Genomic DNA, 12,095 nt, shown 5'->3' on the forward strand with positions numbered 1-12,095 from the left:
GTCCATTAGAGTTTTTCGCAGCGCCCGTTCTTGAAATTAGAACCGGGCCGGCCGGTGCAAACGGTGGACGCCCGCATAGGCGTGTCCGCCGAATGAGCATCGCACATCGCGAGCGCGCGGCAAGGCGGTAATCAGCACTTGTAGCGAAGCATGCGCAGTTGCTTGGCGTAGGCCGACCGCGTCGCGAAACCTGGAATACCGCTATGGCGTTCGACAAAGCGATGGAATTCCGTGGCGTGCCGCAGGATATGCGTACTGTCCTTCCGCAGGATGCGCTTCCAGTTATTGAAGCCTTCGCCTGCGTGCAAATCGATGGCGCCCGAAGCATGGACGGTGATGCCGCCGCCATTGGTCAGTTGCGCCCACACGCGAGCCTCGTCGGGAAACTGCGCTCTTTCCTGTTGCAGCTTTTCCATCAGGAACCGGTGTTCCCTGGCGGCGAGCGCCTGCGGGCCCTGGCGGTCGCAGGCTTGCAGGCGTTCGTACAGCCCGGCCAGGATCTGCTGCTTTTTCTTGAGCGCCGCGTCGAGCTCGCGTCTTAGTTTATCGGCCCATCTCTTGACTGCCATCTCCGCCTCGTCCGGAGTGGTTGCCTGGGCCGGCAAGACCGGCGACCGCGCGGCGGCGGCTTGATCGGCATCCTGTACGTGGTTGGCGAAGGCAAGCACCACGGCCGCCGGCGCATGGGCGTTTCCAGCCGCCGTTCCATCGGCGGGCCGCGCCGCGTCCGCCATACCGGCGCCAGGAGGCGGCACGTGTGCCGGAGCCGGTTCCGTCAACGCGACGGGCGACGAAGCGGTGGAAAGCTGCATGGTCATGTCCTCCGATGGGGCAAACCTTCGTATCGAGCCGCGAACGTCGCGGCGCCGGTACGTTTCGCCTTTCAGCGACGGGTTCCATGCCGCAACCCCACCCGTCATCGCGCTGGCGCCGGGCGCGAGGCCACCCGGCCCCCGCCCATCACGAAGCGAACAAGGACTGCAGATCCACCCGTGGCGCGGGTTCCGGCTCTTCCAGGGCCAGTGTCGCCTCGATATGCTCCAGATGATGGCGCATCAAGGCCGCTGCCCGCGCGCCGTCCCTGGCTTCGATGGCATCGATGACCGCCTCGTGCTCATGATGCGGACAAGCCGGCGTATTCGGCTTGTCGTACAGCGTAATGACCAGGCAGGTCTGGGCGCAAAGCTCCCGCAACGTCCGCGTCAGGATGCGGTTGCCCGTGAGTTCCGCCATCAGCAAATGGAATTCACCCGACAGCCGGATAATCACGGCCCGCTCCCCCGCCGCGCGCGCCGCCGCTTCCCGCCGCACGTGCACCCGCAAGCGGTTGATTTGCGCGGCCCTGGCATTGCGCGCCAACAGCTCGGTCATGGGGGGCTCGATCATGTGCCGCATCGCGAACACTTCGCGCGCCTCTTCGACGCTGGGCTTGGCAATGAACGCGCCGCGATTCGGCACGAGCGTCACGAGATTTTCGTGCGCCAGCCGGGCCAGCACCTGGCGGATTCTGCCCCGCGTACTGCCCGTGATCTCGGCCAGGTGGTCTTCCACCAGCCGGGTCCCGGGCAGCAGCCGATGCTCGAACACCGCCTGCTGGAGCCTGCGATAGATCTCGTCGTTGGCGATCATCGCAGGCGGCGCGTCGGCGGCATCGGCTCCGTGGCGGGAGGGGCGCTTGTCGATCTGGGATTCCATGGAAAGCGGATAAGGCGTGACGAAAGACGGTCGATGAACGCCATTCTAGATTGTGCGCAATCCAAAGGAAAAGGAATTCGCATGCACCGCCCCTTGCGCCCGCGCGGTGCATCCCGCCCCATGATGGCGCAAAACATGGCCGTACCATATCGCCCTCCCCCCACGCTGGAAGCCCGACTCGGCCACGCCTGCCCTGCCCATCATCAGTGAAAACAAAACAACCTGAGATTGTGCACAATCTGGCCCAGAAATTGGCACACCTATTGCTTTGATCCGACGGGGACACCGCTACGCGGGCCGTGGCGGCCGGCGTCCGCCCCCTATCGACGACGCACCACAGGAGCCCTTCCCCATGTCCTTTCTCAAAGCGATGGCAGCCCTCGCCCTGGTCACCCTGGCCGGGCCATACGGCGCCGCCCATGCCACCGACGCCGAAATCAAGCTCGGCTTCGCCAAATGCGCCCACTGCGTACCCATGAGCCTGACGCCCCAGCTGGCCAAGGGCGTGACCATCGACGCCACGGCGTTCACCTCGGGCAACGACGTGCTGACGGCGCTGGTGTCCAAGAGCGTGGACGTGGCCCAGGTCACCTATCTGCATTTCGTCACCGCGCTGGACAAGGGCTTCGACGTGGTCGCCATCTCCGGCCAGGTCAACGGCGGCTCCGAACTGCTGTCCGCGCCGGGATTGAACCTGAAGGCGGACGACTGGGATGCGCTGAAGAAGCTGATCGCGGAACGCAAGAAGGCCGGCCAGCCACTGCGCGTGGCGGCCTCGCGCGGCAATGCGCAGGACCTGCACATGCGCGGCGTCCTGGCGACGCACGGCATCAATCCGGACAAGGACGTGCAGTTCATCAACATCCCCAACCCGGCCGACCACGCCGCGGCCCTGCAGCGCAACGAGATCGACCTGGTCTCCACGGTGGAGCCCTTCGCCTCGCAGATCCGCATGAACGGCGCCGGCAAGCATTTCGACTTCCCCTATGACCAGGCCGCCGGCAAGCTGACCAACCTGATCGTCACCCGCTCCGACGTCATTAAGGACAAGCCCCAGGCCGTACAGGCGACCGTGGATGCGGTGGTGGCGCTGGTGGACAAGCTGAAAAGCGATCGCGAGGTCTGGATCGCCAGCATCACCAAGTACACCGCGCTGGATCCCAAGGTGGCCGCCTCGGCCCTGGACAATGCCTACCCCGACTACGCGATGTACCAGAAGCAGACCCTGGCCATCGCCAAGATGATGAAGGACCTGCGCTACGTGTCGACCGACGTCAGCGGCCAGATTCCCGCGCACATGGACTACAGCTTCCTGGCCAAGGCCACGGGCAAATCCAAGAGCGACCTGGGCGACTGATGCGCCGGCACGGAGAACGCCATGCGTCTATTCGCCCATAAAGAGCGGCTGGTGGTGCCGCTCGTCGTCCTGCTCGCCTGGGAGGCGTTCTCCCGGTCCGGCCTGATCCCACCCGCGCTGCTGCCCGCGCCGTCGCGCGTGCTGCTGACCTGGGCCGACTGGATGTTCGGCACCGACGGCAGCACACTGTCCTATAGCGGCGAATGGCTGCCGGCCGCCTTCGCCAGCCTGCTGCGCGTACTGGCGGGCTATGCCATCGCGGCGGCCAGCGGCATCCTGCTGGGCATCGCCATCGGCTGGTGGCGCTGGGTCGAGAAAACGATAGAACCGACGATACAGGTGCTGCGGCCCATTCCACCGGTGTCGTGGATCCCGCTGGCCATCATCTGGTTCGGCATCGCCAACAAGCCGGCCATCTTCCTGGTGTTCCTGGGCGCCTTCTTTCCCATCCTGATGAATACCATCCATGGCGTGAAGAACGTGGACCGCAACCTGATCCGCGCCGCGGCCATGATGGACGCGACCCAGTGGCAGTTGCTGCGCCACGTCGTGCTGCCGGCGGCGCTGCCCAGCATCTTCTCCGGCCTGCGCATCGCCATCGGCTCGGCATGGATGCTGACGGTCACGGCCGAAATGGTCGCGGTCAAGAGCGGGCTGGGCTATTCGCTGTGGGATTCCTACTACTTCCTGCGCTACGACCTGGTCATCGCGGCCATGGTCAGCATCGGCCTGCTGGGCTATCTGTCGGACCTGCTGCTGAAAACCATCATGAACGCCTGCCTGCACTGGCAGCGCGGCTCCACGCTGCAAGGCAGCCAGCAGGCCGCGGGAGGATCGCGATGAGCCACGTCGTATTCGAGAATATCGGCAAGACCTTCTACGACACGCGCCGCAATACCGAGCTGCTGACGCTGCAGGATGTCTCGCTGAGCGTCGGCCGCCATGAGCTGCTGTGCCTGCTGGGGCCCTCGGGCTGCGGCAAATCGACGCTGCTGAACATGCTGGCGGGTTTCGAACATCCCACCAGCGGCCGCGTCACGGTGGAAGGCAAGCCCGTTACGCGTCCGGGCGCCGACCGCGGGATGGTGTTCCAGCAAGCCACGCTGATGCCCTGGCTGCCGGTCTGGGACAACGTGGCCTTTCCCTACCGCCTGCGCGGCAAGTCCAAGGATGAACGCCGGCGGCTGGCGCAGCCCTACATCGACCTGGTGGGACTGACGGGCTTCGAGGACCACTATCCGTCCGAGCTGTCGGGCGGCATGAGCCAGCGCGTGGGCATCGCCCGCGCCTTGCTGCTCAACCCCGGGGTGATCCTGATGGATGAGCCCTTCGCCGCGCTGGACGCGCAGACCAAGGCCGATATCCAGGAAGAACTGGTATCGATCTGGCAGAAGTCGCAATCGACCATCGTTTTCGTCACGCACAGCGTGGAAGAAGCCCTGATCCTGGGCACGCAGGTCGCGGTGATGACGCACCGGCCCGGGCGCATCCGCGAGCTGATTCCCATCGATCTGCCCCGCCCGCGCGACACCACGTCGGCGATGTTCAACGAGATCAAGCGCCACGTGCTATCGCTGATACGCGAAGAAGCCGCGCTGGCCCGCGCGGCGTGAACGCATCCCTAACGCTGGAATCTTATCCATGACCGTCAAACGCCTGCTGCTCGGCATGCTTACCCCTTCTTCCAACACCGTGCTGGAACCCGTCACCAGCGCCATGCTCGCCGGCCTGGATGATGCAAGCGCGCATTTCGGCCGCTTCCCCGTCACCGAGATCGCGCTATCCGACAGCGCCCTGGCGCAGTTCGACGACACGCCTATCCTGCGCGCCGCGGAACTGCTGGCGCACGCCAGGATGGATGTGATCTGCTGGAACGGCACCTCATCCGGCTGGCTGGGTTTCGAGGCGGACCGTGAACTGTGCCACCGCATAGAAGCCGCCACCGGCATCCCCGCCTGCACTTCGGTACTGGCGCTGAATGAAATTTTCGATCTCAAGCAGGTCGGCAAATATGCGCTGGTGACTCCATATACCGACGATGTACAGGCACGCATCCTGGCCAACTACGCGCAGGCCGGCTACGAATGCGTAGCCGAGCGGCATCTGGGCAAGCGCGACAATTTTTCCTTCTCGGAAGTCGATGCGGATACGCTGCGCGGCATGGTACGCGACGTCGCTTCGGCCAAGCCGCAGGCCATCTCCATTTTCTGCACCAACCTACGCGGGGCGCCGCTGGTGCAAGAACTGGAGCAGGAAGTCGGCGTACCTATCTACGACACCATCGCCACCGCCGTGTGGAAATCGCTGCGCATGGCCGGCGGCGATACGCGGCGCGTGCAAGGCTGGGGCTCGCTGTTCCAGGAGCTGGCATGAATGACCTGGTGATACGCAATGCCCGCGTCGCCACCGCGGCCGATGTTTTCCAGGCCGACATCGGCGTGCACGACGGCCGCATCGTCGCGCTCGCGCAAGGACTGCCGGCCGGTGCGCGCGAGATCGATGCGCGGAGCCGCTGGGTGCTGCCGGGCGGCGTGGACGCCCATTGCCACCTGGCGCAGAAGACCGGCGACGGCTCGGTCATGGCCGACGACTTCCTGTCCGGCACGCGTTCGGCGGCCTGCGGCGGCACCACCACGGTGATCCCCTTCGCCGCGCAGCTGAAAGGCGAATCGCTGGCGCAGGCCGTACGCGACTACCACGCCGTGGCCGATGGCCGGGCCTGCATCGACTATGCCTTCCACATGATCGTGTCCGACGCCACGCCCCGCGTCACGGACGAAGAACTGCCGGCATTGATCGCCCAGGGCTACACGTCGTTCAAGATCTACATGACCTATGACGATCTGAAGCTGGACGACCGGCAGATCCTGGACGTGCTGTATGCCGCGCGGCGCCACGGCGCGATGACCATGATCCATGCGGAAAGCAGCGACTGCATCGCCTGGCTGGCCGACCGCATGCTGGCGGAGGGCCTGGACACGCCGCCCTACCACGCCCTGTCGCGGCCTCCGGTGGCCGAACGCGAAGCCACGCACCGCGCGATCTCGCTGGCGGAACTGCTGGACACGCCCATCCTGATCGTCCACGTGTCCGGGCCGGATGCCATCGAGCAGATCCGCTGGGCGCAGACGCGCGGCCTGAGGATTTATGCCGAAACATGCCCGCAGTATCTCTTCCTGACCGCGGCCGATCTGGAAGGCGACATGTTGCACGGCGCCCGCTGCATCTGCAGCCCGCCGCCGCGCGACGAAGCGGCCCAGCAGGCGGTATGGAACGGCCTGGCGAACGGCACCTTCCAGGTATTCTCCTCCGACCACGCGCCCTTTCGCTTCGACGGAGCCGGCGGCAAGAAACCGCGGGGCGACGCAACGCCCTTCAATCACGTCCCCAACGGCATTCCGGGTTTGGAGACGCGCCTGCCGCTGCTGTTCTCCGAAGGCGTGCTGCAGGGGCGCATGGACGTCAACGATTTCGTCGCGCTGACATCCACCCAGCCGGCCAAGCTGTACGGCCTGTATCCGCGCAAGGGCACCATCGCCATCGGCGCCGATGCGGATATGGTGATCTGGGATACCGGCATCGAGCGCGTCATCCGCAATGTCGATTTGCATCACAACGTGGACTACACGCCCTACGAAGGCCGCACGGTGAACGCCTGGCCCGCGGTGACGCTGAGCCGCGGGCAGGTGGTCTACGCGGATGGCGTCTTCCAGGGGCAGGCGGGCCACGGCCGCTTCCTGCGCTGCGAGCGCCCGGCCCCCGCGCGGCCGCGACGCGCCGAGCGGCGCCACGCACCGTGGCTGGCCGCGCTGTCGCGCATGGCCCCCTGGGAGGAAGCCGCGGCCGACGGCGATCACGCATGAACGCGCCACCCGTCTTCGACCTGCTGATCACCAACGTCACGGCGCTGACCGTGGATCCGGCGGCGCCGTGCATAGCGCACGCCTGCATAGGCGTACGCGACGGCCGCATCGCCTGGATCGGCAACGCGGCGCCGCCGGGCGCGATCGCGACGCGCATGCTGGACGGCACCGGCCGCGTGGCCACGCCGGGCTTCGTCAACGTTCACACCCATTCCGTGCTGACGATGGTGCGCGGCGTGGCCGCCGACCTGGGGTTCGCGCCGTCCTATACGCCCGGCATTCCCAAGGCGTCGGACCTCGATGACGAACAGGCCTGCGCGCTGGCTCGCCTGGGCGCGATGGAAGCCCTGCTGGCGGGCTCCACCGTCATCGGCGACCACTTCACGCACGCGGACAGCACCACCGAAGCCATCGCCGGCCTGGGCCCGCGCATCGCGGCCAGCTGGCGCATCCTGGACGTGGACTTCGACCGCGTCGCGCGCAGCCGGGAGTGGGTGCATGAACCCGCGATAGGCCAGGCGCTGCTCGACCATGGGCTGCAACTGGCGGAGCGCTGGGCGGGGCATCCCCGCGTCACGGTGCAGTTGGCCGCGCACGCCGCCGATACCTGTTCGGAGCAGCTGCTGGCCGCCGTCGCTCAGCATGCCGAACGGCGTGGCCTGCGCGTCAACACGCATCTGGGCCAAAGCCAGGCCGAGGTCGAACGCGTGCGCGCGCGCAGCGGCAAGACGTCGGCGCAGGTGATGGACGAGGCCGGCCTGCTGAACGACAGGCTGATCGCCGGGCACTGCATCTACGTATCGCCGGACGACGCGGCCCGGATGGCCGCGGCCGGTGTGCACGTCGCCCACATCCCCAAGTGCAACGCCGCGTCGGGCCGGCTCGCGCCCATCCCCATGCTGCGCCGCGCCGGCTTGAATATCGCCCTGGCCACCGATACCCAGCATGGCGACATGATCGAGCTGATGCGCTGGGCGTTGGCGACGGCGCGCATCCAGGAAGGCAAGGTCGACGACAGCTGGCAACCCGCCGACGTTCTGCACATGGCCACCCAGGGCGGCGCCGACGCGCTGGGACTGGGCGACCAATTGGGCAGCCTGAGCGTGGGCAAACAGGCGGACATCGTCCTGCTGGACGCCAACCGGCCGCACTGGGTGCCGCTGGTCCATCCCGCCGGCACGCTGGTGCATACGGGACAGGGACGCGACGTCGAAACGGTGATCGTGGCGGGCGATATCGTCGTCGACCAGGGGCGGCCGGTATACGCGGACCTGGACCGGATATGCGAAGACGGCCGGCGCGCGGCGCGGCAGGTATGGGAGAAGGCTAAAGGCGGGGCATGAAGCTCATGGCGGCGCTCCGCCCGCGCCTACTCCGGATACGCCAGTGTCTCCGCCATCGGCATCCGATAATCCGCAGCCGTCAATTGCCGCTGTAATTCACGGCCCTGCTCTTCCGACAACTCCACCAGCGGCGGCCGCACGATGCGCCATTTATCGTCGTCCGACTGCCAGGCCATGGCTTCTTTCATCGCGGAAATCATCGGCAAGGCCTGGAATATCCCGCGGATCTTGCGGATGCGTTCATGCCAGACCTCCGCCTGCGGGGTCTGCCATACGCGATAGAGATGCATGATCTCCGCGGCGTTGACGTTCGCGGTGGCGGTGATGCAGCCCACCGCGCCGGCCCGCAGGCCGGGCAGCAGGAATACCTCGCTGCCGGGGAATACATCGAACCCATCCGCGGCGAATTCGCGCACCATCGCCGCCGTGTTGTCCCAATCGCCGGAGCTGTCCTTGGCGCCCGCGATCTGTTTGGGATACGCCTTCAGCAGGCGCTCGATCAGGCCCAGGGTGATCGGCACGCCGCTGACGGGCGGTATGTGATACAGGTAGACCCGCAGGCGGTCGTCGCCCACGCCTTCGATCAGGTTGGCATAGGCGCGGAACAGGCCCTCGTCGCTGACCCCCTTGTAGTAGAACGGCGGCAGCACCAGCACGCCGGCGCAGCCTGCCCGCACCGCATGGCGCGTCAGCTCGACCGCATCCGGGATCGCGCAGGCGCCCGTGCCCGGCATCATGCGATCGGGCGGCAGGCCGGCCGCCAGCAAGGCGTCCAGCAACGCGCGTTTTTCCGCCACGGACATCGATGCCGCTTCCGAATTGGTGCCGAACACCGCCAGCCCGACCCCTTGTTCGATCAAGGCGCGGCAATGGCGCACCAGGCCTTCCGCGCTGGGCGTGCGGTCCAGATTGAACGGTGTCAGCACCGGCGACAGCACGCCGCGCAGACGATGATCGTGGGGGTGGGACATGGGGACTCCTCCTGGCGGACCGGGCGCCACATGCGTGTGGCGCCATAACGGCACGGTAGCAGTGTCGCCTGACCGGCAACAAGGAGAAACTACCTTCCGTTACTATCACACCGCAATAATTTTCAGGGTCGCACGCACAAGATCCCGGACACACGATCGCGAACAAGGGCCGCAAGGGCGCGCATGGGCTTCGCGCCGCTGCCGGCGAAAGACATGGACACCCGCTATCTGCAGAGCTTCGTCACCGTCGTCGAGAGCGGTTCGTTCGCGCAGGCCGCGCGCCGCCTGGACCTGACGCCCACCGCCGTGGCCGCGCGCATCAAGGCGCTGGAGGAAACGCTGGGCCTGTCGCTGATCAAGCGCGCGGGGCGCTCGGTACGGCCGACGGAAGCCGGCGTGCGCATCCTGGAACGTGCCCGCGCCCTGCTGCGGGACGCCCGCGACCTGGCGGCGCTGGCCGAGGACGAAGCGTCGTTCGGCGAACTGCGGCTGGGGGTCTTCGTATCGGCCATGACCAGCGTGCTGCCGCCGGTGCTGAAGCGCGTCTACGACCGCTATCCCAGCCTGTCGGTGTTCGTCATGCCCGGCGCGTCGGTGGACCTGTGCCACCGCGTGGCCGCCGGCGAGCTGGACGCCGCCATCGTGGTCGAGCCGCAGTTCGCCATCGGCAAATCGGTGCGCTGGCAGTCCATCATGGAAGAACCGCTGGTCGTGGTCGCGCCCGCCGCCATGAAGGGACGCGACCCGCACGATCTGCTGCGCACCCAGCCCTTTATCCGTTACGACCGCTCCGTATTGGGCGGCCAGCTGGCGGACCGCTACCTGCGCGACCACCGCATCGTGCCGCACCAACGGCTGGAAATGGACAGCCTGCTGGGCGTGGCGGCGCTGGTGGACCAGGGGCTGGGGGTCGCCCTGCTGCCGGACTGGTCGTCGCTATGGTCGGCGCGCTATGCCTTGACGCGCATCCCGCTGCCGGGCCGCGCACCGGTGCGCCGCGTCGGCCTGGTGTGGCAGGCACAGGGCGCGCGCACCGCGCTGGCGGAAGCGCTACTGGACGTGGCGCGCGCGATCTTCGCCGCGGGCGGCAAGCGCCAGCCGCGCGGGAATCGCTAAGACTTGCCGACCGGCGTACTGCCGTTGTCCCTGGTGCCGCGCAGGAAATCGAAATCGCAGCCCTGGTCCGCCTGCGTGACGGAAGTCAGGAACAGCTTGCGATAGCCGCGTTCGTCGCCTTCCCGCGGCGGGCGCGGCTGCCATTGCGCCTTGCGGCGCGCCAGCTCGGCATCGTCCACCAGCAGCGTCAGCTCGCGCTGCTTCACGCTGAGACGGATGCGATCGCCGGTGCGCACCAGCGCGAGCGGCCCGCCGATGGCGGATTCCGGCGTGACGTGCAGGACGATGGAGCCCGACGCCGTGCCGCTCATGCGGCCGTCCGAAATGCGCACCATATCCTTCACGCCGGCCCGCGCCAGCTTGCGCGGGATCGGCATGTAGCCGGCCTCCGGCATGCCCGGGGCACCCACCGGGCCGATGTTCTTCAGCACCATGATGTCGTCGGCGTGGATGTCCAGCGCGTCGTCGTCGACCCGCGTGGCCAGGTCTTCCAGGTCTTCGAAGACCACCGCGCGGCCCTCGTGCTCCATCAAAGCGGCCGTGGCGGCGGATTGCTTGATGATGGCGCCGCCCGGCGCCAGGTTGCCGCGCAGCACGGCTATGCCGCCCTGGGCGAAGATGGGCTTGTCGAACGGGCGGATGACGTCCTGCGGAAAAGGCGGCGGCGCATCGTCCAGCTCTTCGCCCAGCGTGCGGCCCGTCACCGTCAGCGCGTCCAGGTGCAGCAGCGGCCGCAGTTCGCGCAACAGCGTGCGCACACCGCCCGCCTTGTGGAAGTCTTCCATATAGTGCTGGCCGGACGGCTTCAGGTCCACGAGCACGGGCGTTTCCTTGCCGATGCGGTCGAAGGCCTCCATGTCCAGGCGTATGCCCAGGCGGCCGGCGACGGCGGTCAGGTGCACGATGCCGTTGGTGGAGCCGCCGATGGCGAGCAGGACGCGCAAGGCGTTTTCGAAGGATTTTGCCGTCAGGATGCGGTCGGGCGTCAGTTGCCGGCCTATCAAGGCCACGGCCTCGCCGCCGGTGCGCTCGGCGATGCGGATGCGGTCGGCGGTGACGGCCGGCGGCGAAGCGCTGCCGGGCACCGCGATGCCCAGCGCTTCCGCGATGCAGGCCATGGTGCTGGCCGTGCCCATCACGGAACAGGTGCCCACGCTGGCGACCAATTGATTGTTGACGTCGGCGATTTCGGCGTCATCGATTTCTTCCGCGCGGTATTTGCCCCAGAAGCGGCGGCAATCGGTGCAGGCGCCGACGCGTTCGCCGCGATGCGAGCCGGTCAGCATGGATCCCGTCACCAGTTGGATGGCGGGCACCTTGCCGCTGGCGGCGGCCATCAATTGCGCGGGCACGGTCTTGTCGCAGCCGCCGATCAGCACCACCGCGTCCATGGGCTGGGCGCGGATCATTTCTTCCGTGTCCATGGACATGAGGTTGCGCAGGAACATGCTGGTGGGCGAGGCGAAGCTTTCGTGCACCGAGATGGTCGGGAACTCCACCGGCAGGCCGCCGGCCAGCATGACGCCGCGCTTCACGGCCTCGACCAGCTGCGGCATGTTGCCGTGGCAGGGATTGAAACCGCTGCCGGTGTTGGCGATGCCGACGATGGGCCGCGACAGCGCGTCATCCGTCAGGCCGGCGCCCTTGATGAAGGCCTTGCGCAGGAAGAGCGAGAACCCGGCATCGCCGTAGCTGGTCAGGCCCTTGCGCATGCCGGCGGGCGTGCCCTCCTGTCGCCGCGCGACTTCCT

At 67.2% G+C, this 12,095-nt stretch carries 11 protein-coding genes; 7 read left to right on the plus strand and 4 right to left on the minus strand.

Annotation, left to right across the window (positions count from 1 at the left end):
• Positions 1-131 precede the first annotated feature (131 nt).
• Positions 132-812: a hypothetical protein gene (locus ACNA0R_RS13000; protein WP_415826430.1), complete on the minus strand. Its 681-nt coding sequence runs from the start codon at positions 810-812 to the stop codon at positions 132-134.
• Positions 813-960: 148 nt separating this feature from the next.
• Complete coding sequence (locus ACNA0R_RS13005) at positions 961-1,695, minus strand: GntR family transcriptional regulator (protein ID WP_415826431.1); 735 nt, start codon at positions 1,693-1,695, stop codon at positions 961-963.
• Between the two features lie 352 nt (positions 1,696-2,047).
• Between ACNA0R_RS13005 and ACNA0R_RS13010 the strand changes: the two genes are divergently transcribed.
• The 6 genes from ACNA0R_RS13010 to ACNA0R_RS13035 are packed head-to-tail and all read left to right on the plus strand — an operon-like array spanning position 2,048 to position 8,258.
• A complete protein-coding gene (locus ACNA0R_RS13010; RefSeq protein ID WP_415826432.1) occupies positions 2,048-3,052 on the plus strand; it encodes an ABC transporter substrate-binding protein in 1,005 nt (334 codons plus the stop codon).
• A 21-nt stretch (positions 3,053-3,073) separates the two neighbouring features.
• The gene (locus ACNA0R_RS13015; RefSeq protein ID WP_415826433.1) at positions 3,074-3,895 is read left to right on the plus strand and encodes an ABC transporter permease; all 822 of its coding nucleotides are present in this window, start codon (positions 3,074-3,076) and stop codon (positions 3,893-3,895) included.
• Entirely contained in the window at positions 3,892-4,665 is a 774-nt protein-coding gene (locus ACNA0R_RS13020; RefSeq protein WP_415826434.1) for an ABC transporter ATP-binding protein, read from the plus strand. Before ACNA0R_RS13015 ends, ACNA0R_RS13020 begins: the two co-directional genes overlap by 4 nt.
• A gap of 28 nt (positions 4,666-4,693) precedes the next feature.
• Positions 4,694-5,425: a maleate cis-trans isomerase family protein gene (locus tag ACNA0R_RS13025; protein WP_415826435.1), complete on the plus strand. Its 732-nt coding sequence runs from the start codon at positions 4,694-4,696 to the stop codon at positions 5,423-5,425.
• Positions 5,422-6,915: a dihydropyrimidinase gene (hydA, locus tag ACNA0R_RS13030; RefSeq protein WP_415826436.1), complete on the plus strand. Its 1,494-nt coding sequence runs from the start codon at positions 5,422-5,424 to the stop codon at positions 6,913-6,915. The genes ACNA0R_RS13025 and hydA overlap by 4 nt, the downstream gene beginning before the upstream one ends.
• Complete coding sequence (locus tag ACNA0R_RS13035; protein ID WP_415826437.1) at positions 6,912-8,258, plus strand: amidohydrolase family protein; 1,347 nt, start codon at positions 6,912-6,914, stop codon at positions 8,256-8,258. The genes hydA and ACNA0R_RS13035 overlap by 4 nt, the downstream gene beginning before the upstream one ends.
• A 26-nt stretch (positions 8,259-8,284) precedes the next feature.
• Here the strand turns inward: ACNA0R_RS13035 and ACNA0R_RS13040 are convergent, their stop codons facing one another.
• Positions 8,285-9,229, minus strand: coding sequence for a dihydrodipicolinate synthase family protein (locus ACNA0R_RS13040; protein WP_415826438.1), 945 nt, complete (start codon positions 9,227-9,229; stop codon positions 8,285-8,287).
• Between the two features lie 213 nt (positions 9,230-9,442).
• On the opposite strand from ACNA0R_RS13040, the gene ACNA0R_RS13045 reads away from it, so the two are divergent.
• Entirely contained in the window at positions 9,443-10,345 is a 903-nt protein-coding gene (locus tag ACNA0R_RS13045) for a LysR family transcriptional regulator (protein WP_415826439.1), read from the plus strand.
• On the opposite strand, the gene ACNA0R_RS13050 is transcribed toward ACNA0R_RS13045, so the two are convergent.
• On the minus strand, positions 10,342-12,057 hold the full coding sequence (locus ACNA0R_RS13050) for an IlvD/Edd family dehydratase (RefSeq protein ID WP_415826750.1): 1,716 nt from the start codon (positions 12,055-12,057) through the stop codon (positions 10,342-10,344). The two genes, ACNA0R_RS13045 and ACNA0R_RS13050, sit on opposite strands and share 4 nt — an antisense overlap.
• Positions 12,058-12,095: the final 38 nt, after the last annotated feature.

It is taken from the genome of Bordetella sputigena (genome assembly GCF_965137885.1).
In the GTDB taxonomy this organism is placed as follows: domain Bacteria; phylum Pseudomonadota; class Gammaproteobacteria; order Burkholderiales; family Burkholderiaceae_B; genus Bordetella_C; species Bordetella_C sputigena.